Here is a 23307-nt window from a genome sequence, read left to right as displayed (position 1 = left end):
GGAATCCGTGACACTTGCGTATCAAATTATGACAGGTGCTCAACTATGCCAGTTGCCCTGCGATCAAGCAACACGGCGCATCACGACAGCGTAGAAACCGTCAAGACCGCCCGCAAAACCAGCGGGAACCTCCAGCATGTCTGGTGTCGTGCGGAATTCGCCAAGCGCGCTGATTGCTGCTTCGAGCCCGGGCCAGCGCTCAGGATCAACGGCCGCTCGCTCGACTGAAGGCGTATCCGAAAGGACGCGAGCCACGACGTCTTCGCCTTCGGCGGGATCAAGGGAACAATTGGAAAAGACGATCGTGCCATCCAGCTTCAGCAAAGTGATCGCATGGCGCAGCAGCCGCTCCTGAAGCGCAGCAAGCTTCGCTATATCTTCCGGCCCCTTGGCCCAGAGAACATCCGGATGCCGGCGCGTCGTTCCCGTCGATGAGCAGGGCGCATCCAGCAGGATCGCATCGAACAGCTCTGCAGGCTCATATTTCGTCAGGTCGCTGGCGACTGTCTCGGCTTTCAGTCCAAGCCGATCGAGGTTCGCGCGCAAACGCTTGATGCGGTTTTCAGACTGCTCAACCGCAGTAACGTCACCACCGGCGAGAACCAGCTGGGCAGTCTTTCCGCCGGGCGCCGCACATAGATCGGCAACTCGCTTTCCTGTCAAATCACCAAAGAGCTGAGCTGGGATGCTGGCGGCCGCGTCCTGGACCCACCAGTCGCCCTCCGAAAATCCCTCGAGTGAGGGGATGCTGCCCTCGAAGGCAGCCAGACGCACACCACCCGTCGGCAGCGCGAAACCACCCAAACGTTCCGCCCAGCGCTGCGCATCAGCTTTGACGGTAAGATCGATCGCTGCCGGCTCGAGCTGCGATTCAGATATCGATTGCGCCCTTTCCTTGCCGTAAGCCTTTTCGAGCCTTTGAAGAAACCATTCCGGCATCACCGGAATGGTCGCGATCTCAGCAAGGATTTGGTCCTTCTCGCGTCCAAGTCGGCGCAGAACGGCGTTCACCAGCTTTGCAAAGCGACGATTGCGCGGGTCCTGATTTGATTGCTCGACTGCCAGGTCGACCGCAGCATGATCCGGAACATCAAGGTAGAGGATCTGCGCCGCGGCAATCGCAAGAACATGGTGCAGCGCTCGCGCACCTTCGGGAAGCGGCGATTCGAGCAGGCGGGAGATCGCGGCGTCGATGCGCGGCAAATGCCGAAGCGTTGTATTCAGAATGGCGCGGACGAGGGCGCGGTCACCCTCGTTGAGCGCCTTATAGGCCGGATTGCCGTGTTCATTGTCCAAGGCGCCGTCAAGCGAAAGCTTACGGTCCACGACCGCTGCCAGGATCTTTGCGGCGGCGGCACGAACCTGGAATCCGGGCTTTGCCGGACCAGCCACAACGCCCGGATTGGACGACTTTGGTTTTCGAAATGGTTTTTTCTTGCCGTCTGAATTCAAGACCACGGACCTTTCGGCGGTTGTGAGCCACCGCGATCAAGACCGGTATTCGGAACCGAGCGCGATTTGCGCATCGGATTAGCAGCGCGCGCCGGCGCCGTCGAGCCATTCATGCCGCCGCGCGCCATTTCCTGCAGCGCCGCAATCCGGTTTTCCGTGTTCGGGTGCGTTGAGAACAGGTTGTCCACGCCAGCACCGGTCAGCGGATTGATGATGAACATGTGGGCAGTTGCCGGGTTTCGCTCGGCATCGTAATTCGGCACGTGCGAGGCGCTACGTGCAATCTTGCCCAGTGCCGAAGCCAGCCACAGAGGATTGCCGCAGATTTCCGCGCCTCGGCGGTCGGCGGAATATTCGCGCGTCCGGCTGATGGCCATCTGAACCATCATCGCGGCAAGCGGCGCGACGATCATCGCCAGCAATACCCCGATGAAACCCAGGGGATTGTTGTTGTTTCCCCGGTTGCCGCCGAAGAAGAAAGCAAAATTGCCCAGCATCGAGATTGCACCGGCGAGGGTCGCCGTAATCGTCATCGTCAGGGTGTCGCGATTTTGCACGTGAGCCAACTCATGGGCCATGACGCCTGCGACCTCTTCCGGCGTCAGTGCGCTCAGCAAGCCGGTGGACGCGGCAACGGCAGCGTTCTCGGGATTGCGACCAGTCGCGAAGGCATTTGGCTGTGGACTGTCGTAGAGGTAGACCTTCGGCATCGGCAGGCCGGCATTGCGCGCCAGATCCCTGACGATCGCGAAGAATTCGGGCGCATTGCGCTCGTCAACCTCCTGCGCGCGATAGGCCGACAGCACCATGCGGTCCGAATTCCAGTAGGAAAAGAAGTTCATCCCAGCGGCGATCACGAACGCGATCATCATGCCGCTCCGCCCGCCGATCAGAAAGCCGACGGCCATGAACAACGCGGTCATGAAGGCAAGCAACATGGCTGTACGGACGAGGTTCATTGCTATCTCCAAAATACCCCTAAGCGGGCCGCGCAAAACCGGAGGGTTTCAATTGAGGCGCCGGCGCTCTATGATTTGGTCATTCACCAGCCATTTTCAATATATTTCGGGCGGAATCGCGTGATGCAGGCAGCGGACAACGACAACAATGAAACCCTGGCGACTGAAGCCGCCGAGGCGCCACGCAAGCTGCTCTCGCCAGCCGCCAAGCGTGCGCTCGCCGAGGCCGAAGAGCGGCGCCGAAACGAAAAGCCGGTAGAAATGCCATCAGAGATAGGTGGCCGCGGCGGCGCTGATCCTTCCCGCTTTGGAGACTGGGAAATCAACGGCAGGGCCATCGATTTCTAAGTAAATATTCCTATTGACTTTCGCTCGTGGAATTTATTCCTTTCATGAGAGAGATTGCTTCGTTTGTTGCGATGACCCTTCTTGTGACTGCGGTAAACGCCGCGGCGCGCGACGAAATTGAAGGGCCAGTATCAGCCGAAATCCTGAGAGTGATCGATGGAGACACACTGCTGGTCGAAGCGCACCCTTGGCCGCAGCAGACAATGGAAGTCTATGTCCGTATTCGCGGGATCGACGCGCCCGAGATGCACTCGAGCTGCGCTGACGTAAGGCGCGCGGGAATCGACGCCCGTCACGCCCTGGAAAGCCTTACATCCGGATCCTCCGAGATCCAGCTTACGTAGATCGCAGGCGACAAGTATTTCGGTCGCATCCTCGCAGATGTAACCCTTTCGGATGGCAGGAATCCGGCTCAGGACCTCTTGGAGGAAGGGATTGTCCAGGCCTATAACGGCGGCCGAAAGCCACGAGAAACCTGCCCGTAGAGAATTGAAGCCGCCCCGATCGCTCGGAGCGGCTTTTGCTTAGGCAGTCGCCTTGTTCTGGCGGTTCGCGATCAGGTCGTCGACAACCGCCGGATCGGCAAGCGTCGAGGTGTCGCCCAGAGAGCCGAAGTCGTCCTCGGCGATTTTGCGCAGGATGCGGCGCATGATCTTGCCGGAGCGGGTCTTCGGAAGACCCGGTGCAAACTGGATCTTGTCAGGTGCAGCGATTGGGCCAATCTCGCCGCGAACATGCTTGACGAGCTGTTGGCGCAGATCATCCGAACCCTCATTGCCGGCCATCAGGGTGACGTAGCAATAAATGCCCTGACCCTTGATCGGGTGCGGATAGCCGACGACAGCAGCCTCCGAGACAAGATTATGCGAAACGAGTGCGGACTCGACCTCGGCGGTACCCAGGCGGTGGCCCGAAACGTTCAGCACGTCGTCAACGCGACCGGTGATCCAGTAGTAGCCGTCCTCATCCCGTCGGCAGCCATCGCCGGTGAAATACTTGCCCTTGTAGGTCGAGAAGTACGTCTGGATGAAGCGCTCGTGGTCGCCATAGACGGTACGCATCTGCCCCGGCCAGCTGTCGGTAATGCAGAGGTTTCCGTCGGCGGCACCCTCAAGCACATTGCCTTCGTTGTCGACCAGCTGCGGTTTCACGCCGAAGAACGGCGTCGTCGCCGAACCCGGCTTCAGATCGGTCGCGCCCGGCAGCGGCGTGATCATGTGGCCGCCGGTTTCCGTCTGCCACCAGGTATCGATGACGGGGCAGCGCTTGTCGCCGACAACATTGTAGTACCATTCCCACGCTTCCGGATTGATCGGCTCGCCAACCGTTCCGAGCAGGCGCAGGCTGGAGCGCGACGAGCGGGTGACGAAGTGGTCGCCGGCACCCATCAGCGACCGGATCGCCGTCGGTGCCGTGTAGAAGATGTTGACCTTGTGCTTGTCGATGACTTCCCAGAATCGGCCCTGATCCGGAAAATTCGGCACGCCTTCGAACATTAGCGTCGTCGCGCAGTTCGCAAGCGGACCGTAAACGATGTAGGAGTGTCCGGTAACCCAGCCAACGTCGGCGGTGCACCAGTAGATATCGCCGGGGTGGTAATCAAATACATATTCATGGGTCATCGCTGCATAGACGAGATAGCCGCCCGTGGTATGCAACACACCCTTCGGCTTTCCGGTAGACCCCGAGGTGTAGAGGATGAACAGCGGATCCTCCGCCTTCATCTTCACCGGCGGGCACTCCGGTTTAACCGTGGCGATTTCCTGATGGTACCAGAGGTCGCGACCCGGTGCCCAGCCGGTCTTGCCGCCTGTACGCCGTACGACGAGAAGCTTGTCGACGATGACATGCTGACGGGCGGCAATGTGAATTGCCGTGTCTGTATTGTCCTTCAGCGGCACCGGCTTGCCGCCGCGCACCCCTTCATCGCAGGTAACCACGAAGGTGGATTCGCAATCGACGATACGGCCGGCCAGAGCCTCCGGAGAAAACCCTCCGAACACCACCGAATGGACCGCACCAATGCGCGCGCAGGCGAGCATTGCATAGGCAGCCTCGGGTATCATCGGCATGTAGATGGTAACACGATCGCCCTTCTTGACGCCATGCTTCTTCATGACGTTCGCCATGCGACAAACATGCTCGTAGAGCTCGTTATAGGTGATCTTCTTGTCGACGTAGGGATTGTCGCCCTCGAAGATGATCGCCGTCTGATTGCCGTTGGTCTTCAGGTGCCGGTCGATACAGTTGTACGAAACGTTCGTCTGCCCGTCCTCGAACCACTTGATCGAGACTCGGCCAGTGAAAGACGTGTTTTTGACCTTCGTGTAGGGTTTGAACCAATCGATCCGCTTGCCATGTTTACCCCAGAACTTGTCGGGGTTCTCGACGCTTTCCTCGTACCATTGCTCGTACTTGGCCTTATCGATAAGCGCATGGTTCTTCACCGGCTTTTGCACCGGGTAGATCTTTTCGGACATGGAACTCCTCCTCACTCGGGCACCGGGCGACCAAAAAGCGAAGCAGCCCGGACTGGCTATAGGCATTCATAGCAGGTCACATCTGCCCGGCAATTAGACAAAGGTCATTTCATTCGTGATCAATTGCAATTCTGCATCACTGCGGTTATATAGCGGCATATTTCCCGGACATAGTGGTGACAATCCACGGACCGCGACACCGGCGCGGACGACAGAAGGACTATATCCATGGCTCAACAATTGCTCATGCCGAAGGCGACTGCCATCTGGCTCGTCGACAACACAGCCCTGTCATTCGACCAGATCGCACAGTTCTGCAGACTGCATCCGCTCGAAGTGAAGGCAATTGCCGATGGCGAAGCCGCACAGGGCATCAAAGGTCTCGATCCGATCGCAACGGGTCAGCTTTCGCGCGATGAAATCGCCCGCGCCGAAAAGAACCCTGCGCACAAGCTGAAGCTCTCGGAACCGAAGGTTCGCGTGCCAGAATCCAAGCGCCGCGGCCCGCGCTACACGCCGGTTTCTAAGCGCCAGGATCGGCCGAACGCCATTCTGTGGCTGGTGCGCAATCATCCGGAACTGAAAGACGCGCAGATTTCCCGCCTCGTCGGCACCACGAAGTCGACAATCGAACAGATTCGCGAGCGTACGCACTGGAATTCGGCTAACCTCGCGCCGATGGATCCGGTGACACTCGGTCTTTGCAGTCAGATCGATCTAGACATGGAAGTCGAAAAGGCGGCAAAGGGACGCCCGCTGCCGACAGCGGCCGAACTCGGAGCGACCTTGGAGTCGGCGCATGAAACCGAGCGCCTGACCCGCCATGAGCGCGAAGAGGAGAAGGAAATCGATGCCGATGCCGTCTTCGCAAAGCTCAAGTCGCTGAAATCCTCTCCGAAGGATGAGGACGAAGACGACCAGTATTGATTGCCTACGGTGATCGATCCACAAGGCCCTGCGTAAGCGGGGCCTTTTCTTTTTGTACCTACATCGGCAGCGAACCATATCCACGCTTGCGCAGGGCTTCGGCTATCTCCTCAAGAATGGTGGGGTCGTCGATCGTCGCCGGCATTTTCCAAGGCACGCCGTCGGCGATTTTCTGCATCGTGCCGCGCAAGATCTTGCCGGAGCGCGTCTTGGGGAGGCGCTCGACGGTTATCGCCGTCTTGAACGAAGCGACCGGGCCAATCGCATCGCGGATCAGCTGTACGACCTCCGATTCAATGGCCGATGTTTCCCGTGAAACATTCTTCTTCAGAACGAGAAAGCCGCAGGGGACCTGACCCTTCACCTGATCGGCAATTCCAACCACCGCGCATTCGGCAACATCCGGATGCGTGGCACAAACCTCCTCCATCGCTCCTGTCGACAGCCGATGGCCTGCGCAGTTGATGATGTCGTCGGTGCGCGACATGATGAAGAGATAGCCATCCTCGTCGATATAGCCGGCATCCGCCGTTTTATAGTAACCGGGAAATTCAGCCAGATAGGCTGTGTGGAAACGCTCGTCGGCGTTCCACAGCGTGGGCAGGCAGCCAGGCGGCAGGGGGAGTTCGACAACGATATTGCCGAGCGTCCCCGGCTCAACCGCGTGGCCGGCATCATCAAGAACATGAATGCTGTAGCCCGGCATCGGCATGGAAGGGGAGCCATGCTTCACCGGCAGAGCTTCGAGGCCGAGCGGATTTGCCACCATCGGCCATCCCGTCTCCGTTTGCCACCAATGATCGATCACGGGAACATCAAGCATGCGCTCGGCCCACTTCAGCGTTTCGGGATCTGCGCGCTCTCCCGCAAGGAACAGGGCACGGAAATTCGGCATCGGATAGGCCTTGAGACGAACCCCATCGCTATCCTCCCGTCGAATGGCACGGAAAGCGGTAGGCGCCGTAAAGAGAACGCGGACATCGTGCTCTGAAGCGATGCGCCAGAAGACGCCGGCATCCGGTGTACCAACTGGCTTTCCTTCGAATATCAGGCTGGTCGCGCCTGCCAGCAGCGGTGCATAAACGATGTAGGAATGGCCGACGACCCACCCGATGTCGGAAGCCGCCCAGAACACTTCGCCCTGCTTGATGCCGAAGATATTTGCCATCGACCAATTGAGGGCGACCATGTGACCGCCATTGTCGCGCACGACCCCTTTCGGCTGGCCCGTCGTGCCTGAGGTGTAGAGAATGTAGAGTTCGTCCGTCGCACTGACGGGAATGCACTCAACGGTCACACCACGATTTCTCGCGACAGTAGTGTCGAAATCCTCGTCGCGACCGGCTGTGAGATCAGCTGCAAGCTGCGGCCTCTGCAAGACAAGGCAGTGGGCCGGCTTCGACTTCGAAATGGCAATCGCCTGATCGACCAAGGGCTTGTAGGGCACGATCCGTCCCGGCTCGAGCCCGCAACTTGCCGTGATGATGAGCTTCGCCCCCGAATCGTCGATACGGGCCGCGAGCTCATTTGCCGCAAAGCCACCGAACACGACGGAATGGACCGCGCCGATGCGCGCGCAGGCAAGCATTGAGAAAACTGCCTGCGGGACCATCGGCATATAGATGATGACGCGGTCACCCTTTGCGATTCCACGTTGCCGGAGCGTTGCTGCAATGGCACTGACTTCAGCAAGGACGTCACCATAGCTAAACACAGCCTTGGTGCCGCTAATCGGGCTATCGTAGATAAAGGCAGTATCGTCACCACGGCCCGCTAGAACGTGCCGATCGAGACAATTGTAGCAGGTATTGGTTTCGCCCCCGGCAAACCAGCGGCCGTATGGACCACCTTCTCGCGAAAAGGTCTGCGCCGGCGGTTTGAACCAGCTGATTTCTGCCGCCGCCTCGCGCCAAAAAGCCTCCGGATCGTCCTTCCACCTGGAATAGGTCTGGCGATAGCTTCCTTGCATCTGCTCCTCCCCAGGACACGCAAATTATCCTATCAATCTAGGAGAGGCATGGCAGGAGAGAAAGCCCGACGAAAGGAGCGTATCAGCGGGCACCGAAGATCGCGGAGCCAACGCGAACGCTGGTCGCGCCAAAGGCAATCGCGGTTTCGTAGTCGCCGGACATTCCCATCGAGAGTTTCTCGACGCCGCAAGCCTTGGCGAGCCTGGCAAGCAACGCGAAATGCGGACCCGGATTCTCGTCCGCCGGCGGAATACACATCAGGCCTTCAATGGCGAGGCCGAGTTCGTCGCGGCAAAGAGCGACAAACGCTACTGTATCATCAGGGGCGATTCCTGCCTTCTGCGGCTCAAGCCCGGTATTCACCTGAACATAGAGGCGAGGGGTCTTCGCCTGACGCTTCATTTCGTCGGCGAGCACAAGGGCGATCTTTTCCCGGTCGATGGTTTCGATGACATCGAACAGCGCGACTGCCTCGGCCGCCTTGTTCGACTGCAGAGGGCCGATGAGATGAAGTTCAATGCCTGACGTCTCGGATTTCAGTTCAGGCCACTTTCCCTGGCTTTCCTGAACCCTGTTTTCCCCGAAGATCCGTTGCCCGGCCTGAATTGCCGGGCGGATCGCGTCTGCGTCGAATGTCTTTGAAACGGCGACAAGCTGAACCGAACCGTCGGGCCGTTTCCCCTGCTGCTCGGCCGCGGAGATACGCGAGCGCACGTCGTTCAATCGCTCTTCAAGTTCCATCACTCGCCTCGACATGACTGCATGAGAAGATGGCAATGCACTAAACGCCCCGACTGTGCTTGCCAAGGCCCACGCGCCCGAAATAGTGGCCGGCGGGCCGAGATCGGACGCTTGCGGCGCCCGTAAAACTTGACGCTACCGTGGTTTCATGGTGAAGGTCACCACCAACTTCCCCTGATCTTTCGGAAATACGAATACCATGGCAACCGAACGTTATAACCCGCGTGATGCTGAACCTCGCTGGCAGCAAAAATGGAACGAAGCGAAGGTCTTCGAGACCGACAACAGCGATCCGCGCGAGAAGTATTACGTCCTCGAGATGTTTCCGTATCCATCCGGCCGCATCCACATGGGCCATGTGCGGAATTACGCAATGGGCGACGTCGTAGCTCGCTATAAGCGCGCTCGCGGCTACAACGTTCTACATCCCATGGGTTGGGACGCCTTCGGCATGCCGGCTGAAAATGCGGCAATGGAGCGCGGTGTACATCCGGCCTCCTGGACCTACCAGAACATCGCATCGATGAAGTCCCAGTTGAAGGCGATGGGCCTCTCACTGGATTGGAGCCGCGAATTCGCAACCTGCGATGTCGCCTACTACCAGCACCAGCAGCATCTTTTCCTAGATTTCCTCGAGAAGGGACTCGTCTACCGCAAGCAGTCGAAGGTGAACTGGGATCCGGTCGACAACACCGTTCTCGCCAACGAACAGGTGATCGACGGACGCGGCTGGCGTTCCGGTGCCCTGGTTGAGCAACGGGAACTAACGCAGTGGTTCTTCAAGATCACCGACTTCAGCCAGGATCTGCTCGAGGCATTGGACACGCTTGATCAGTGGCCGGAAAAGGTCCGATTGATGCAGAAGAACTGGATCGGTCGCTCGGAAGGCATGATGCTGCGCTGGGAGATCGTCCAGGAGACGGCTCCGGCCGGAGAAACCGAGATCGAGGTCTACACGACCCGTCCGGACACGCTATTTGGCGCCTCCTTCCTGGCTATCGCAGCCGACCATCCGCTGGCCAAGGATGCCGCAGCGAAGAATCCGGCTATCGATGCCTTTTGTGAAGAATGCCGCCGTGCCGGAACCTCACTTGCTGCGCTCGAGACGGCGGAGAAGAAGGGCATCGATACCGGCATTCGCGTTAAGCATCCGCTCGATCCGTCATGGGAATTGCCTGTCTACGTCGCAAACTTCGTCCTCATGGACTACGGCACCGGCGCGATTTTTGGTTGCCCATCCGGTGACCAGCGTGACCTGGATTTTGCACGCAAATACGATCTGCCGGTGGTTCCCGTTGTTATGCCGGCGGATGACGATGCCGCGACCTTCAGCGTCGGCGACGTTGCCTATGACGGCGATGGCGTCATGATCAATTCGCGCTTCCTTGATGGCAAGAGCACAACTGAGGCATTCGAGATCGTTGCCGACCGCCTGTCGTCAATGACGCTTGGCAATGCTCCGCAGGGTGAGCGCAGGGTGAACTTCCGCTTGCGTGACTGGGGTATCTCGCGCCAGCGCTATTGGGGTTGCCCGATCCCTGTCATCCATTGCGACGATTGCGGCGTTGTCCCGGTTCCGAAGAAGGACCTGCCGGTGCAGCTGCCGGAGGATGTAACCTTCGACCAGCCCGGCAATCCGCTCGATCGTCATCCGACCTGGCGGCACGTCGCTTGCCCGCAGTGCGCCAAGGATGCACGGCGGGAGACCGACACGATGGACACGTTTGTCGATTCGAGCTGGTATTTCACCCGCTTTACCGCTCCCTGGGAGAGCAAGCCGACCGACCAAAGCGCTGCCAATCGCTGGCTGCCAGTCGATCAGTATATTGGTGGCATCGAGCACGCGATTCTGCACCTGCTTTATTCGCGCTTTTTCACCCGGGCGATGCGCGAGACAGGCCACGTCGATGCAAAGGAGCCGTTCAAGGGTCTCTTTACCCAGGGCATGGTCGTGCACGAGACCTACAGCCGCGGCACGGGCATGGGCCGCGAGTGGGTTGCACCGGCGGATATTCGCATCGAGGAGCTGGACGGGAAACGCCGCGCCTATCACCTTTCCAGCGGGGAGGAAGTCGCGATCGGCTCGATCGAGAAGATGTCGAAGTCGAAGAAGAACGTCGTCGATCCGGACGATATCATCGCTTCTTACGGTGCAGACACTGCCCGCTTTTTCGTTCTTTCGGACTCACCGCCTGAGCGCGACGTTATCTGGTCGGAGGCAGGCGTCGAGGGCGCCCACCGCTTCACGCAGCGGCTCTGGCGTCTGATTGCCGAGGTATCCGACAATCTTCGCGATGTTGCGCCGACTCCGGCTAAGGATGGGGAAGCTCAAGCGATTTCGCAGATCGCGCACAAAACCTTGAAGGCCGTCCAGAACGATTATGATCGTCTCTGGTTTAACAAGGCCGTCGCGAGGATCTACGAGCTCGTCAATGCCCTGGCGTCGCCATTGACCCGCGTCGCTGCAGGCGAAGGCGATGCGGCCTATCGCGCCGCAGCGCGGGACGCGGCCGAGATCCTTATCCAGCTGGTAGCACCAATGACGCCGCATCTGGCTGAGGAGTGCTGGGCGGTGCTGGGCAACGGCGGATTGCTGGCGCACACTGGTTGGCCGCGTTATGACGAAACCCTCGTCGTTGAAAACGATGTGATTTTGCCGGTTCAGATCAACGGCAAGAAGCGCGCCGAATTGACAATTTCTCGCGACGCAGATCAGAATGCCGTCACTGAGGGTGTGCTCGCATTGGATGACGTCAAGAAGGCGCTGAACGGTCAGACGCCTAAGAAGATCATCGTGGTTCCACAAAGGATTGTGAACATTGTCGTTTGATATCGCTTTTAAGCTGGTGCGCGGCACCGGCATTGCCGCAATCCTAGCGTCCACGGCTTTTCTCGCATCCTGCCAGGTTCGCCCTCTTTATTCCGAAAGTTCCGGCGCTGCGGGCAAGCTGGCGTCCGTCGGTTTCTCGGAAGCGGGGAGCCGCGTTGAGCAAGAGGTTCGCAATCGACTGATTTTTATCGCTTCGCGTGGCGCCGGCGAGCCTGAGAATCCCGAATACAAGGTTGAATTCAGCGCTCGCTCGAATGTCATCAGCACGCTGCTGGTGGCGTCGTCAGACGAATCGCTTGCCGGACGTGCGACCGTCAGCGTCGACTACACTCTGAAGTCCACAAAGGACGGCCACGTCATCAAGGCCGGCAATCGTTATGCTACTGCGCTGGTCGACTTCCCAGCTCAGGAATTTGCCAAGCAACGCGCCATCCGCGACGCCGAGAACCGCGCCGCACGGCAGGCTGCTGAGTTCGTTGGTGCCGATATTGCGGCTGCGCTTGGCCGCTGAGGAGCGGATGCATGGCGGAAATCAAATCGCACGAGTTTGAAGGCTTTCTTGAGCGATCCGCCCGCAACTACCGGCTCTTTGTGATTTATGGGCCGGATCGCGGTCTTGTTTCGGAGCGCGCCACCTCGCTGGCCGGCAGGACGGGCGTGGCATTGGATGATCCGTTTTCGCTGATCAAGCTCGATATCGGCGACCTACAGCGCGATCAAGGTCGCCTCTTGGACGAGGCGGGAGCAATTGGCCTTTTCGGAGGTGACAAGCTCATCTGGATCCGTGGTGCAGCCAACGAGAAATATCTTGTCGACTCCCTCCAGGTTCTTTCAGCGAACATGCCGGACGGCACATTCGTTCTTATCGAGGGCGGTGACCTCAAGAAGGGCTCGCTGCTGCGGAAAGCCGCCGAAACAGCACGCACTGTCATGGCGATACCCTGCTATGCCGACGATGCCCGCGCCCTCAACGGCCTGATAGATAGCGAACTTTCAAGCGCTGGCCTGGGCATCACGCCCGATGCACGCCAGGCCCTGCTGGAGCTGATAGGGGGGGATCGGATTGCCTCTCGCAACGAACTGCGAAAGCTGGCGCTCTATTGTCGGGGAAAATCGACCATCGAAGAGCACCACGTTACGGAAATAATAGGCGACGCCAGCGCCATCTCGGTGGACGACGCCGTCGATGCCGTCCTTAGCGGAAATCCAAGCAGCTTCCTGCATGCAATGCAAAAGATCATATCGTCGAAGACGGCGGTGTTTGTTGTGATCCAGGCCTGTCTGAAGCAGTTTCAGTTGCTCGACGCCATGAAGACGGAGATGGAGGAGAAGCGATTGTCGGCCGCTCAGGTCATGCAGACGCTTGGTCGTCATCTGCATTTCCGACGCAAGCCGATTATCGAGCAAGCATTGCGTACCTGGTCCGCAGAAGCGGTGGCACGCGAAGCAAACCGTCTGCAAGCGGCAATCCTGCAGACGCGCAAACGGGCGTCGTTGGAAGACAGCATCGCCCTACAGAGCCTGCTATCGACGACGCTGCAATCGGCGCGCCGATAGCGATTCCATTTAGCGGCGCTCGAGCAGCCGGCAGATTTCTTCCAATTGTTCCAACGACTTATAGGAAATTCTGATCTGGCCGCCGCCTGCCTTGTGATTGATCGTCACGTCCAGGCCGAGCGTATCCGACAAGGTTCGTTCCAGGGCGAGCGTATCTGAATCCTTCTGATCCTTCTGATGCCCCGGAATCTTCGGCTCCGACTGAGCCTTGATATCATTCTGCGCCAAACGCTCCGCGTCACGGACCGACATGCCTTTCGAAACGATCGTGCGGGCGAGGGCGGTCGGATCGGACGTCGGCACCAAGGCGCGGGCATGACCGGCCGAGAGGCTTCCCGCGGCCAAAAGGTCCCGAACGGGCTCTGGCAGTTTCAAGAGACGCAGCGAATTCGCCACGTGACTGCGGCTCTTGCCGATAATTTCGCCGAGATCGTTCTGGGTATAGCCATACTCCGCCATCAACTGCTCGTAGCCGAGGGCCTCTTCCAGCGGATTGAGGTCGGAGCGCTGAACGTTCTCTACGATTGCAATCTCAAGAGCGGTTTTGTCATCGACATCGCGCACGATCACCGGGATCTCAACGAGGCCTGCAAGCTGTGCCGCGCGCCACCGTCTCTCGCCGGCTATAATCTCGAACTGGCTGGCGGCCAATGTGCGAACCACAATGGGCTGCACGATACCGTGCTGCCGGATCGAACCCGCGAGCTCATGCAATTCGCCATCGTCAAAAAACCGTCGAGGATTGCGCGGATTGCGACTGACGAACTCGATCGGGACCATCCGATCGGCGCTGACCCCGGGCTTGCCGGCATCAACGGGCATCGGTTGATCCATCTCACCAATCAATGCGGCCAGCCCGCGGCCGAGCCTTCTTTTCGAGATGTCATCGCTCATATCTAAACTCGCCATTCTCTTTCAAATCACGCCGCGAGACGCCGCCGTTCGCGCTGAATAACTTCCGACGCCAGCTGGAGATATGCCTGACTGCCGGCGCACTTCAGGTCGTACAGAATTGCTGGCTTGCCATAGGAGGGTGCCTCAGACACGCGAACATTTCGAGGAATCAACGTGTGGTAGACCTTCTCTCCTAGATGCGTGCGAACATCGTTAACAACCTGTTGCGCAAGATTGTTGCGGGAATCGAACATCGTCAACACTATCCCCTGGATATCGAGGTGGGGATTTACGGTACGTCGAACCTGATCGACCGTCTCCAGGAGCTGACTCAGTCCTTCCAATGCAAAGAACTCACATTGCAGAGGCACAAGCACCGAATGTGCGGCCGCCATCGCATTCATCGTGAGCAGATTGAAGGAGGGCGGGCAGTCAACGAGAATATATGAGAAGCGGAAAGCCTCTTCTTTCGCGAAAGCCTTCTTGAGTTTGAAAACGCGATCGCTTTGGCTCGCAATCTCCATCTCAATGCCGAGCAAGTCCATCGTCGACGGCACGATGTAGAGGTTTGGAACAGCGGTTTCCTGCGACGCTTCTTCGATGCCGTAGTCACCGAGCAAAAGATCATAGGAAGATAGCCGGCGATGTTTGCGATCGATCCCCAAGCCCGTGCTGGCGTTACCCTGCGGATCGAGATCGACGATCAAGACCCGCTCGCCGATCGCGGCCAGAGCTGTTGCCAAGTTGATGGCAGTCGTGGTCTTGCCGACGCCACCTTTCTGATTTGCGATGGTGATTATACGATTTCGTTCGCCAGCCATAGCCAAAGCCCGATCTGTTAAGCCACACGCTGGAGATTGAAGATTTCCAAAACGACGGAATCCTGCTCGACAGCGCTTTTATGTTCTAACAGATCGAATCTCCAGTCACCATGCGCTTTCTCGATCTCGCTCCGGTAATCCCGGCCTTTATGAAAGTAAGCTCGGAGGTTTTCATTCCGTTTCGACCACGGTTCAATAAAGCCCAGCAATTTGCCTAGGTCCGCAAGCGCTCGCGCGGAAACAAAGTCGCAGTTCTCCACGATGGCAGGGGCGTCTTCTATTCGAACAGCGTGAATAGAGCCTCTGCCGCCGGTTTCCCGGAGCGCCGTGCGCAGAAAGGCCGCCTTCTTGTGATTGCTTTCCACGAGATGGACCCATCCATCGCTGAGCTCCGCCAGCATGATGGCCGTCACAATGCCCGGAAAGCCACCCCCGCTGCCTAGGTCAATCCACGTGCGAGGGAACGGCTGGAGCTGGAAGATTTGCACCGAGTCTGCAATATGCCGGCTCCAGGCATCGGCGAGCGTTGACGGTGCAGTCAGGTTGATCGACTTCGCCCACTTTTGAAAGAGGGCCACAAAGTGTTCGAGACGCTCCTGTGTTTCACGTGAAACACGTCGGCCGTTCAGTTGCATGGTAGGACTCTCGCCGATTGCATAGGATAACGTCAAGCGGATGCCGCAACATTTGTCGCGCCGCGACGCAGGTGCACGAGCAACAACGAGATCGCCGCGGGCGTCATCCCATCGATCTTTGTTGCCTGTGCAACGTTGTAGGGACGGATAGTACGCAACTTCTGCTTCAGTTCGTTAGACAGACCGGACAACACATTGAAATCGAAGTCGGCCGGTATCACGCGGTCTTCATCCCGCTTTACGTGAGCGATATCAGCCGACTGCCGTTCCATGTAAACCGCATAGCTCGCTTCGATCTCCAGAGCTTCAGCCACGCGGCCATTCAGCTCTCTTAGTTCTGGCCAGATCGGCGCAAGATCCGGCAAGCTAATATCCGGGTAGGACAGAAGCTCATACGCCGACCGCCGTTGGCCGTCCTGGTTCAGCTTTAGACCGAATCGCCCCGCTTCGCTTGGCGTCACGGAAAGTGATGCCAACTGAGCGCGGCCCGCATCCAGCGCCTCGCCATAGGCTTGAAAACGGTCCCGACGACCGGCCGAGGCTGCGCCTATCTGTATTGCCAACGGCGTCAGCCGGACATCCGCATTGTCAGCCCTCAACGATAAGCGGTATTCGGCCCGAGATGTGAACATACGGTATGGTTCAGCAACCCCGCGCGAGGTCAGGTCATCCACCATCACACCGATATAGGAATCGGTTCTGCTGAAGCGAACCTCGTCCTGACCGCCAGCCAGGCGCGCAGCATTGATGCCAGCGACGAGGCCTTGAGCTCCAGCCTCCTCGTATCCCGTCGTTCCATTGATCTGCCCAGCCAAAAACAGGCCTGGCATCTTCTTCACTTCGAGCGATGGTTTCAACTCGCGCGGATCGACATGATCGTACTCAATTGCATAACCCGGCTGCACAATGCGGACCCGTTCGAGACCAGGAATGGTATGAATGAACGCATCCTGGATCTCGGCGGGGAGGGATGTCGAGATACCGTTGGGATAGACTGTGCTGTCATCCAGGCCTTCCGGCTCAAGAAAGACTTGGTGTCCGTCACGTTCGCCAAACTTAACAAGCTTATCCTCGATCGACGGGCAATAGCGAGGTCCGACGCCTTCAATCTGCCCCGAATACATGGCCGAACGCTTCAAATTCTCGACGATGATGCGATGGGTCGCCTCCGTCGTGCGCGTAACGCCACAGGTGATTTGTGGGTTCAAGATATGATCTGTCATAAAAGAGAAGGGGACAGGATCCTCGTCCGCTCCCTGTTGGCCGACACTCTCCCAATCGATCGTCGTCCCATCCAGCCGCGCCGGCGTTCCGGTCTTCAGCCGCCCGAGACGAACGCCCAATTTTAAGAGCGTTTGAGAAAGCCCCACCGATGGCTCTTCACCAACGCGACCTGCGGGTATCTTTTGGTCGCCGATGTGAATGAGTCCACGCAGGAAGGTCCCCGTTGTCAACACAACTGATGCGCACTTGAGAATCCGGCTATCTTTCATGACAACCGCGGCGATCCGACCGTCTTTAATAGATAGATCGAACGCGTCGCCCTCGACCACAGTGAGATTCTCAATGCTCTCGATCTCCGCAAGCATAGCCTGCCGATAGAGCTTCCGATCCGCTTGGCTACGCGGGCCGCGAACAGCCGGCCCCTTCTTTCGATTCAGCATCCGGAACTGAATGCCGGCCGCATCAGCAACGCGGCCCATCAGACCGTCCATGGCATCGATCTCTCGGACCAGGTGTCCTTTGCCAAGTCCTCCAATCGCCGGATTGCAAGACATGATCCCGATGGTATCGCGACGATGAGTCACCAGCGCCGTGTTCGCTCCAAGGCGCGCGGCGGCGGCAGCGGCTTCGCATCCAGCATGCCCGCCTCCGATGACGATGACATCGAACCGTGAGGTATCCATTATTTAAGCTCCTGAGATCGTCAGGTGATGAGCGATGTCGCCCAGGGAGTCAAGGCGTTTCACGTGAAACCAGATGACAGGGCATGATTCCGATGTTTCACGTGAATCATTTTCCGATGCAGAATTCACCGAAGATCACATCAAGCAAATTCTCGACATCCACACGCCCAGTCACTCGTCCCAATGCGTCACTCGCGACACGCAGGTCCTCGGCCCGTAGATCCAGACCACGATGAGGGTCATGAAGTGACGCTCGCAGCGCAGCCAATGTCTGTGTCAGTGTTTCCTTGTGGCGTGCGCGGCTCGGGATCGCCATGGACTGCGGATGTACCTTTGCTTTAAGGCGGTCAACGATCAAGCTTCGGAGCGCATCGAGACCAATTCCGTGCGTGATCGAAATCAATAGATCATACTCTCTAGCACTTTGACGCGGCAAATCGGATTTCGTTCCTACCAGAACGGCATCGTCGGGCACTTCCTCAGCTTCACTTTTAATCGATACGTCCTCGATGAAAATTACCAGGTCGGCCTCTGCAATGATCTTCTCAGCCCGTCGAATGCCCTCGCGCTCCACGATCTCATCCGTCTCGCGCAGACCAGCAGTGTCGTAGAGCTTGACAAGATAGCCATCCATGCTGAGATCGACATGCAGCACATCCCGTGTCGTGCCAGCGATGTCAGTGACGATCGCAACATCGCGTTTCGCCAAGGCGTTCATAAGGCTCGACTTGCCGGCATTCGGCCTGCCCGCTATGACGACCTTGAACCCATCGCGGATGATCTCTCCGGCTTCGAGTTGCTCCAGATGGCTTTTCAATTCGTTAACCAGGCTCGCCACATCCGCCCAAACCTGATCTGAGACTGAACCCGGAACGTCTTCTTCGTCGGGAAAATCCAGTTCGGCCTCGATCAGTGCGCGTGCACGCGTCAGCCTGTCTGACCAGCCGTTGTAGATCGACGACAACCCCCCGGAGCTTTGCTCGACCGCGAGACGCCGCTGCATCTCAGTCTCGGCGGCGATAAGATCTGCCAAGCCTTCGATCTCGATTAGATCGAGCTTGCCGTTCTCAAATGCTCGCCGTGAAAATTCGCCTGGTGCCGCCGGCCGCAGATTGCGGAATTGGACGAGCTCACGATGCAATGCGTCGACGACCGCGCGGCCGCCATGCAGGTGCAGTTCGGCAACATTCTCGCCGGTAAAGGAATGGGGTGCCGGAAAGAACAGAATAAGGCCGGTGTCGATGACAAGACCATTACGAGTCCGAATCGATCGTAATGCTGCCTGCCGCGCAGGCGGCACGTCGCCAACGAGAGAGGCGACAACCGCCGGCACTTCCTCTCCACTAATTCTAACGACGGCCAAGCCGGCCGGGACAGGGCCACTCGAGAGCGCGAAGATCGTTTCGTTGTTAGACGACATTTTACTACTCCAGTTCAAGGCTGAAGAGAGTTTTCGCTACAAATGGAAAAGCCGGCCACAGCAGTGACCGGCTTATCAAAGAATCCGGCTAAGGATCACGTATTCATAGAATCGAAGAAGTCCGGATTGTTCTTCGTCTGCTTCAACTTGTCGATCAGGAATTCGATCGCGTCGGTCGTCCCCATCGGAGCCAGGATGCGGCGCAGCACGAAGATCTTCTGGAGATCCTGACGCGGAACGAGGAGGTCTTCCTTACGCGTGCCGGACTTCAAAATGTCCATGGCCGGGAAGATACGCTTATCGGCAACCTTACGGTCGAGAACGATTTCCGAGTTACCGGTTCCCTTGAACTCTTCGAAAATCACTTCGTCCATGCGGCTGCCGGTATCGATCAGCGCGGTCGCGATGATCGTAAGCGAACCACCTTCTTCGATGTTGCGCGCTGCGCCGAAGAAGCGCTTCGGGCGCTGCAGGGCGTTCGCATCGACGCCACCCGTGAGAACCTTACCGGACGAGGGGACAACCGTGTTGTATGCGCGGCCGAGGCGCGTAATCGAATCCAGCAGGATCACAACATCACGGCCGTGCTCCACAAGGCGCTTTGCCTTTTCGATAACCATTTCCGCCACCTGCACATGGCGTACAGCGGGTTCGTCGAACGTCGAGGAGATGACTTCGCCGCGAACGGAACGCTGCATGTCCGTGACTTCTTCCGGACGTTCGTCGATGAGAAGAACAATCAGATAGCACTCGGGATGATTCGCCGTAATCGAGTGCGCGATGTTCTGCAGCAGAACCGTCTTACCGGTACGCGGCGGAGCGACGATCAGTCCGCGCTGGCCCTTGCCAAGCGGCGCGACGAGATCGATGACGCGCGGCGAAAGATCCTTCGAGGTCGGGATATCCAATTCCATCCTGAAGCGTTCGTTCGGATAGAGCGGCGTCAGGTTATCGAAATGCACCTTGTGACGGATCTTCTCGGGATCGTCGAAATTGATGGTGTTGACCTTGAGCAGCGCAAAGTAGCGTTCGCCTTCCTTAGGCCCGCGGATCGGACCCTCTACCGTGTCGCCGGTCTTCAAAGAGAAGCGGCGGATCTGGGAGGGTGAGATGTAGATATCGTCCGGGCCCGGGAGGTAGTTGGCGTTGGCAGAGCGCAGGAAGCCAAAGCCATCCTGGAGCACTTCAACGACGCCTTCGCCGATAATCTCCACATCCTGGCTGGCAAGCACCTTCAGGATTGCAAACATCAATTCCTGTTTGCGCATCGTGCTCGCATTTTCGACCTCGAGCGATTCGGCAAATGCCAGCAGATCCGTCGGGGACTTACTCTTAAGTTCTTGAAGCTTCATTTCAGCCATGAAGTGACCATTACTCTTAAATTCAGGGGGGAGGCGATGTCGAGGGCTGTAATCGGTCCTGCGAAGGGATCGCAGACGATCGAACTTTACATACATGCCACAAGGATGAGGTGGAGCGAAAATAGCGAGTAAGGCTCACCGCCGCAAGGGGGCTGCTTAAAATCAAGCAAATTTAACCGAACCCGCTTTTTCTCAGAACGGCTTGACCACGACCAGAATGACAATCGCGATCATCAGAGCCGTCGGCGCCTCGTTCATGAAGCGCCAGTAACGCGCTGAATGGCGGTTCTCATCGCGCTCGAACGCTCTTGCTGCCCGCGAGAAAAAAACATGGACGGCAGTCAAAAGCACAACCAGGCCGATCTTCGCGTGCAGCCAACCACCCTGGAAACCATAAACGGACCAAGCGAGATAGAGGCCAAAGATCCAGGTCAGCATCATCGCCGGGTTCATGATCACCCGGAGCAGGCGACGCTCCATCACCTTGAATGTCTCCGACTGCGTCGAGCCCGGTTCCGCATCGGTATGGTAGATGAAGAGGCGCGGCATGTAGAACAGTCCGGCCATCCACGAGATCACCGCGATAATGTGAAGAGCCTTTATCCAGAGATAGAGATTGTCCGGGTTCCAGAGGAATAGTCCCAGGCCGAGAAGCACGAAAAACAGGATCGCAAAGTGGGCACGGCGACGCGCATAGGTGCCCGGCCTCTCATCCGTCTGCTTTGCCATGTGCTAGCGTCTCCAACCGCGGACCTGCTCGACGAGCAGCGCCACGTTTCGAGGGTCGGCCTGTGGCGTGATCCCGTGGCCGAGATTGAATATCAGCGGACCATTGCCGAGGTTGTCGAGAATATCATTGATCCCCTCCGACAGCGCCGCACCGCCGGCGACCACACGCATCGGATCAAGATTGCCTTGCACGGCTCCGTCCTTCTGCAGCTCCGCGGCAAAATCCAAAGGCACCGACCAGTCGAGCCCGATCGCATCAGCCTTCGTCTTCTGCCGGTAATCTCTCAGCAGGAACCCAGCGCCTTTGGCAAAGGCAATCACTCGAGCGTTCGGACGCCGCGCCCTGATAGACGCGATCATCCGTGCAACAGGCTTCACGGCGAAAGCCTCGAATTCCCGCTCGCCGAGAACACCAGCCCAGGAATCGAAAATCTGCACGGCATCGGCACCCGCATCGATCTGCGCGACCAAATAATCGGCCGACACCTCGGCCAGGACTGCGAGCAAGCGTTCAAAGGCCTTTGGATACTTGTAGGCAAATAGCCGCGCTGGAGCCTGGTCAGGCGTTCCATGGCCAGCGATCATATAAGTCGCAACCGTCCACGGTGCGCCGCAGAAGCCGAGCAGGGTCGTCTCGGAAGGCAGTTCGCGTCGCAGGCGCTCCACCGTTTCCAGAACCGGCTTCAGGTAGGCGATGACATGCTCTGTCTCGATCCCGTCGATGCCAGCTTCGTCGATCGGATCCATTTCCGGTCCATGCCCTTCCGTGAAGCGAACGTTGCGCTTCATCGCATCCGGGATCACAAGGATATCCGAGAAGAGGATGGCTGCATCAAAGCCATAACGGCGGATAGGTTGGAGCGTTACCTCGACTGCGTGATCAGGCGTATAACAGAGGTCAAGGAAACTCCCGGCTTTCGCGCGCGTTTCTCTGTACTCGGGGAGATATCGTCCCGCCTGTCTCATCAGCCAGATTGGAGGAGGACTGAGCGTTTCGCCGTCCAAGACTCTCATGATTTTCCGACCGCTTTCACCCACACGCTTCTTCCCTATAAAAATACAAAGATCTTTTAAAAGGTTTCTATTTCTTAGAGTCTGTTTCTATCAAGGATTAAAATCTGTCCACGACCGGAGCGTTTTGTCGCGCCATCGCCGATTCCAATGGACCGAATAACAACTTATCAAGCCGATATCGTGGATAACTAAGAAAACGCAAATGATTCCAATCAAATAAAAGGCAGCCTTTTGGCGTTGAACTGTGGAAAAGCCTTGGAAAGGCGCGGAACTTTCAGGAGCTGTCCACAGAACCAACAAAGCGCGTTTAGCAGCTCCCACGAAATTCCATTTGTGGAAAAGGCGGCATGTTTTCCCTTGCCTTACCCGTGCCGCGTCTCTTAGCTCTCCGTTGTCCAGTCTTTTCAACAGGCCCCGGAAAATAGCGTGGAGAACCGCACGAACTTCTTCCATCTGCATCTGATTTCTGACTCGACCGGCGAAACGTTGATTTCGGCCGGGCGCGCCGCGTCGGCACAATTCAAATCCGCTCAGCCGATCGAACACGTCTATCCGCTGGTCCGAAATCGCAAGCAGCTTCTGCAGGTTTTGCAGACGATTGATAGTCAGCCTGGGATCGTTCTATATACGATCGTTGACCGTGAACTCGCGACGTTGGTCGATCAGCGCTGTGCGGAGATGGGTGTCGCTTCGGTGAACGTGCTCGAGCCCGTCATGGACGCCTTTCAGATCTATCTTGGCGCACCGTCGCGCCGGCGTGTCGGTGCCCAGCATGTGATGAATGCCGGCTATTTCGCTCGCATCGAAGCGCTCAATTTCACGATGGATCACGACGACGGCCAGATGCCCGATGATTACAATGACGCCGACGTCGTGATTCTCGGCATCAGTCGGACGTCGAAAACGCCGACGAGCATCTACCTCGCCAATCGTGGTATCAAGACCGCCAACATCCCCGTCGTCTATGGCGTGCCGCTCCCGGAAAGCCTGTTCGCGACCACCAAACCCTTGATCGTCTGTCTGATCGCTACCACCGATCGCATCTCTCAGGTCCGGGAGAACCGTATCCTCGGAGCGACACCCGGTTTTGATCGCGGGCAATACACGGACCGAGCCGCCATATCGGAGGAGTTGAAATACGCACGGTCGCTCTGCGCCCGGCACAATTGGCCACTCATCGACGTGACGCGCCGCTCCATCGAAGAGACCGCGGCGGCGATTGTTGCTCTCCGTCCGAAGCTGCGTTAAGCGCTGCCGCACCA

General features: G+C 58.0%; 20 protein-coding genes. 7 read left to right on the top strand and 13 right to left on the bottom strand.

Going from position 1 to position 23307, the window contains the following annotated elements:
- Window positions 1–63: 63 nt before the first annotated feature.
- A complete protein-coding gene (locus AS026_RS28805; protein ID WP_062374246.1) occupies window positions 64–1452 on the bottom strand; it encodes an RsmB/NOP family class I SAM-dependent RNA methyltransferase in 1389 nt (462 codons plus the stop codon).
- Window positions 1449–2411, bottom strand: coding sequence for a zinc metalloprotease HtpX (gene htpX / locus AS026_RS28800; protein WP_025657952.1), 963 nt, complete (start codon window positions 2409–2411; stop codon window positions 1449–1451). Before htpX ends, AS026_RS28805 begins: the two co-directional genes overlap by 4 nt.
- A gap of 123 nt (window positions 2412–2534) precedes the next feature.
- Between htpX and AS026_RS28795 the strand changes: the two genes are divergently transcribed.
- Together AS026_RS28795 and AS026_RS28790 are read left to right on the top strand one after the other, a co-directional pair.
- Window positions 2535–2759: a DUF1674 domain-containing protein gene (locus tag AS026_RS28795; RefSeq protein WP_018116220.1), complete on the top strand. Its 225-nt coding sequence runs from the start codon at window positions 2535–2537 to the stop codon at window positions 2757–2759.
- Window positions 2760–2803: 44 nt separating this feature from the next.
- Window positions 2804–3103, top strand: a complete 300-nt coding sequence (locus tag AS026_RS28790) for a thermonuclease family protein (protein WP_245307673.1) — start codon at window positions 2804–2806, stop codon at window positions 3101–3103.
- Between the two features lie 180 nt (window positions 3104–3283).
- On the opposite strand, the gene acs is transcribed toward AS026_RS28790, so the two are convergent.
- Window positions 3284–5239, bottom strand: coding sequence for an acetate--CoA ligase (gene acs / locus AS026_RS28785; protein WP_062373778.1), 1956 nt, complete (start codon window positions 5237–5239; stop codon window positions 3284–3286).
- A 228-nt stretch (window positions 5240–5467) separates the two neighbouring features.
- On the opposite strand from acs, the gene AS026_RS28780 reads away from it, so the two are divergent.
- On the top strand, window positions 5468–6166 hold the full coding sequence (locus tag AS026_RS28780) for a DUF1013 domain-containing protein (RefSeq protein ID WP_018858939.1): 699 nt from the start codon (window positions 5468–5470) through the stop codon (window positions 6164–6166).
- Between the two features lie 58 nt (window positions 6167–6224).
- On the opposite strand, the gene AS026_RS28775 is transcribed toward AS026_RS28780, so the two are convergent.
- Both AS026_RS28775 and AS026_RS28770 read right to left on the bottom strand, forming a co-directional pair.
- Window positions 6225–8135, bottom strand: a complete 1911-nt coding sequence (locus tag AS026_RS28775; protein ID WP_062373775.1) for a propionyl-CoA synthetase — start codon at window positions 8133–8135, stop codon at window positions 6225–6227.
- A gap of 82 nt (window positions 8136–8217) precedes the next feature.
- On the bottom strand, window positions 8218–8877 hold the full coding sequence (locus tag AS026_RS28770) for a YggS family pyridoxal phosphate-dependent enzyme (RefSeq protein WP_025657949.1): 660 nt from the start codon (window positions 8875–8877) through the stop codon (window positions 8218–8220).
- A gap of 199 nt (window positions 8878–9076) precedes the next feature.
- Here AS026_RS28770 and leuS point away from each other — a divergent pair, with 199 nt between their 5' ends.
- Genes leuS through holA form a run of 3 tightly spaced genes read left to right on the top strand, consistent with a single transcriptional unit; the run spans window position 9077 to window position 13264 of the window.
- The gene (leuS, locus tag AS026_RS28765; RefSeq protein ID WP_062373772.1) at window positions 9077–11707 is read left to right on the top strand and encodes a leucine--tRNA ligase; all 2631 of its coding nucleotides are present in this window, start codon (window positions 9077–9079) and stop codon (window positions 11705–11707) included.
- On the top strand, window positions 11697–12218 hold the full coding sequence (lptE, locus tag AS026_RS28760) for an LPS assembly lipoprotein LptE (RefSeq protein ID WP_062373769.1): 522 nt from the start codon (window positions 11697–11699) through the stop codon (window positions 12216–12218). The genes leuS and lptE overlap by 11 nt, the downstream gene beginning before the upstream one ends.
- Before the next feature lie 11 nt (window positions 12219–12229).
- A complete protein-coding gene (gene holA, locus AS026_RS28755) occupies window positions 12230–13264 on the top strand; it encodes a DNA polymerase III subunit delta (RefSeq protein ID WP_025657946.1) in 1035 nt (344 codons plus the stop codon).
- Between the two features lie 9 nt (window positions 13265–13273).
- On the opposite strand, the gene AS026_RS28750 is transcribed toward holA, so the two are convergent.
- The 8 genes from AS026_RS28750 to hemE form a co-directional block, all read right to left on the bottom strand.
- Window positions 13274–14158 (bottom strand): ParB/RepB/Spo0J family partition protein, encoded by an 885-nt coding sequence (locus AS026_RS28750; RefSeq protein WP_025657945.1) that lies wholly within the window; start codon window positions 14156–14158, stop codon window positions 13274–13276.
- A 26-nt stretch (window positions 14159–14184) separates the two neighbouring features.
- On the bottom strand, window positions 14185–14979 hold the full coding sequence (locus tag AS026_RS28745; protein WP_062373766.1) for a ParA family protein: 795 nt from the start codon (window positions 14977–14979) through the stop codon (window positions 14185–14187).
- 17 nt (window positions 14980–14996) lie between these two features.
- Window positions 14997–15614, bottom strand: a complete 618-nt coding sequence (gene rsmG, locus AS026_RS28740; RefSeq protein WP_025657943.1) for a 16S rRNA (guanine(527)-N(7))-methyltransferase RsmG — start codon at window positions 15612–15614, stop codon at window positions 14997–14999.
- Window positions 15615–15646: 32 nt separating this feature from the next.
- Window positions 15647–17521, bottom strand: coding sequence for a tRNA uridine-5-carboxymethylaminomethyl(34) synthesis enzyme MnmG (gene mnmG / locus AS026_RS28735; protein WP_062373763.1), 1875 nt, complete (start codon window positions 17519–17521; stop codon window positions 15647–15649).
- A 106-nt stretch (window positions 17522–17627) separates the two neighbouring features.
- Window positions 17628–18941, bottom strand: a complete 1314-nt coding sequence (gene mnmE, locus AS026_RS28730; protein ID WP_062373761.1) for a tRNA uridine-5-carboxymethylaminomethyl(34) synthesis GTPase MnmE — start codon at window positions 18939–18941, stop codon at window positions 17628–17630.
- Window positions 18942–19036: 95 nt separating this feature from the next.
- A complete protein-coding gene (gene rho / locus AS026_RS28725) occupies window positions 19037–20302 on the bottom strand; it encodes a transcription termination factor Rho (RefSeq protein WP_018858949.1) in 1266 nt (421 codons plus the stop codon).
- Between the two features lie 192 nt (window positions 20303–20494).
- Complete coding sequence (hemJ, locus tag AS026_RS28720) at window positions 20495–21031, bottom strand: protoporphyrinogen oxidase HemJ (protein WP_062373758.1); 537 nt, start codon at window positions 21029–21031, stop codon at window positions 20495–20497.
- Between the two features lie 3 nt (window positions 21032–21034).
- Window positions 21035–22045 carry a uroporphyrinogen decarboxylase gene (gene hemE, locus AS026_RS28715; protein WP_062373755.1) on the bottom strand — a complete coding sequence of 337 codons (1011 nt, stop codon included), beginning with the start codon at window positions 22043–22045 and terminating at the stop codon, window positions 21035–21037.
- A gap of 426 nt (window positions 22046–22471) precedes the next feature.
- On the opposite strand from hemE, the gene AS026_RS28710 reads away from it, so the two are divergent.
- Window positions 22472–23293, top strand: coding sequence for a pyruvate, water dikinase regulatory protein (locus tag AS026_RS28710; RefSeq protein ID WP_025657938.1), 822 nt, complete (start codon window positions 22472–22474; stop codon window positions 23291–23293).
- Window positions 23294–23307: the final 14 nt, after the last annotated feature.

The sequence above is a fragment of the Rhizobium altiplani genome, assembly GCF_001542405.1.
Taxonomy (GTDB): domain Bacteria; phylum Pseudomonadota; class Alphaproteobacteria; order Rhizobiales; family Rhizobiaceae; genus Rhizobium; species Rhizobium altiplani.
This window is presented reverse-complemented; position numbering and strand designations above follow the sequence as displayed.

Coding starts and splice junctions, on each gene's coding strand:
- leuS (WP_062373772.1), top strand. CDS start 9,077: ATGGCAACCGAACGTTATAACCCGCGTGATGCTGAACCTCGCTGGCAG.
- AS026_RS28775 (WP_062373775.1), bottom strand. CDS start 8,135: ATGCAAGGAAGCTATCGCCAGACCTATTCCAGGTGGAAGGACGATCCG.
- AS026_RS28750 (WP_025657945.1), bottom strand. CDS start 14,158: ATGAGCGATGACATCTCGAAAAGAAGGCTCGGCCGCGGGCTGGCCGCA.
- AS026_RS28790 (WP_245307673.1), top strand. CDS start 2,804: ATGAGAGAGATTGCTTCGTTTGTTGCGATGACCCTTCTTGTGACTGCG.
- holA (WP_025657946.1), top strand. CDS start 12,230: ATGGCGGAAATCAAATCGCACGAGTTTGAAGGCTTTCTTGAGCGATCC.
- rho (WP_018858949.1), bottom strand. CDS start 20,302: ATGGCTGAAATGAAGCTTCAAGAACTTAAGAGTAAGTCCCCGACGGAT.
- hemE (WP_062373755.1), bottom strand. CDS start 22,045: ATGAGAGTCTTGGACGGCGAAACGCTCAGTCCTCCTCCAATCTGGCTG.
- htpX (WP_025657952.1), bottom strand. CDS start 2,411: ATGAACCTCGTCCGTACAGCCATGTTGCTTGCCTTCATGACCGCGTTG.
- AS026_RS28770 (WP_025657949.1), bottom strand. CDS start 8,877: ATGGAACTTGAAGAGCGATTGAACGACGTGCGCTCGCGTATCTCCGCG.
- mnmG (WP_062373763.1), bottom strand. CDS start 17,521: ATGGATACCTCACGGTTCGATGTCATCGTCATCGGAGGCGGGCATGCT.
- acs (WP_062373778.1), bottom strand. CDS start 5,239: ATGTCCGAAAAGATCTACCCGGTGCAAAAGCCGGTGAAGAACCATGCG.
- mnmE (WP_062373761.1), bottom strand. CDS start 18,941: ATGTCGTCTAACAACGAAACGATCTTCGCGCTCTCGAGTGGCCCTGTC.
- AS026_RS28795 (WP_018116220.1), top strand. CDS start 2,535: ATGCAGGCAGCGGACAACGACAACAATGAAACCCTGGCGACTGAAGCC.
- AS026_RS28780 (WP_018858939.1), top strand. CDS start 5,468: ATGGCTCAACAATTGCTCATGCCGAAGGCGACTGCCATCTGGCTCGTC.
- AS026_RS28745 (WP_062373766.1), bottom strand. CDS start 14,979: ATGGCTGGCGAACGAAATCGTATAATCACCATCGCAAATCAGAAAGGT.
- rsmG (WP_025657943.1), bottom strand. CDS start 15,614: ATGCAACTGAACGGCCGACGTGTTTCACGTGAAACACAGGAGCGTCTC.
- hemJ (WP_062373758.1), bottom strand. CDS start 21,031: ATGGCAAAGCAGACGGATGAGAGGCCGGGCACCTATGCGCGTCGCCGT.